We start from the raw sequence: 1,166 nt of genomic DNA, 5'->3' as shown, positions 1-1,166 counted from the left end.
CAAAAGTCCGCTTACTTATTGAGCTTGTCTGATAATCTGGCGATTGACTCAATAATCTGGTCGGCAGATTTATGCCATTCAAAGGGCTTCGGGTCTTCGTTGTAAGTCTTCAGATAGTCTTTGATCGAGCTCTCAAGCTCTCGTGTACTGCGATGTGAATTTCGCTTGATCCAGCGCTCTGAAATCAACCCGAAGAACCGCTCGACCTGATTAATCCAGGACGCTGAAGTCGGCGTGAAATGCACGTGGTAGCGAGGTCTAGCGGCAAACCAGGCACGCACCTTTGCTGTTTTGTGTGTGCCGTAGTTGTCCATGACGAGATGAACGTCCATATTCGGCGGAACGGCGCGATCAATCTCTTTTAAGAAGGCCAGAAATTCCGTTGCACGGTGTCGGCGATGTAGCCTGCCGATCACTTCCCCGGTTGCTATATCAAGTGCAGCGAACAACGTCGTGGTGCCGTGCCGGACGTAATCATGTGTTCTGGTTTCTGTGTGTCCAAATGACAGAGGTAGCGCAGGCTGTGTTCGATTGATGGCTTGTATCTGGCTCTTCTCATCAACACACAGCACCATCGCCTTCGTTGGTGGATTCATGTACAAACCAACGATATCGTGAACCTTGGCAACAAAATGCGGGTCGGTAGACAGCTTGAATGTATCGTGGCGATGCGGCTTCAAGCCAAAAGCTCGCCAAATTCGACTCACCGACATCGCACTTAATCCAGTCTCTTTGGCCATCAAGCTCGTTGACCAGTGAGTGGCATTTTTTGGTTTTTCTTTGAGTGTTTTATTAATTAAATCAGTAACTTTTTGATCATTTATAGTTCGAGGTCGGCCAGTCCTGGGCGCATCAGTCAGACCCGCAACCCTGTGTGTTTTGAAACGATTTCGCCACTTATTCACAGTTTCGGAGGTTACGCCAACGCGCTCACCGACCACTCTGCCCGGAAGACCTTCGGTACTCAGCAGAATGATACGGGCTCGCAACTGTTCAGCGGCAGGCATGCGTTGTCGCCTCAACCATGACTCCAGCTCCTTTCGTTCAGAGTCGCTCACTTCAAGGGGTCTAGCTATTCGCGCCATGGTTGTTTCTCCTGTCTCTACTTGTGAGATTATACAGGATCGGAGAATTATCTATGCGAATTTTTGTTAAGGGACACTAGG

General features: G+C 49.3%; 1 protein-coding gene. It reads right to left on the bottom strand.

Annotated elements, in window-relative coordinates:
• Nucleotides 1-11: 11 nt before the first annotated feature.
• Nucleotides 12-1,085: an IS630 family transposase gene (locus tag KYE_RS10870; protein ID WP_008173188.1), complete on the bottom strand. Its 1,074-nt coding sequence runs from the start codon at nucleotides 1,083-1,085 to the stop codon at nucleotides 12-14.
• Nucleotides 1,086-1,166: the final 81 nt, after the last annotated feature.

Origin of the sequence: Marinobacter manganoxydans MnI7-9, assembly GCF_000235625.1 — a bacterium.
GTDB classification, from domain to species: domain Bacteria; phylum Pseudomonadota; class Gammaproteobacteria; order Pseudomonadales; family Oleiphilaceae; genus Marinobacter; species Marinobacter manganoxydans.
Note: the sequence above shows the minus strand (reverse complement) of the source record. Positions and strands in the feature narration are given on the sequence as shown.

What these genes read in the sequence shown, in the direction of transcription:
- KYE_RS10870 (WP_008173188.1), bottom strand. Translation starts at nt 1,085, where the DNA reads ATGGCGCGAATAGCTAGACCCCTTGAAGTGAGCGACTCTGAACGAAAG.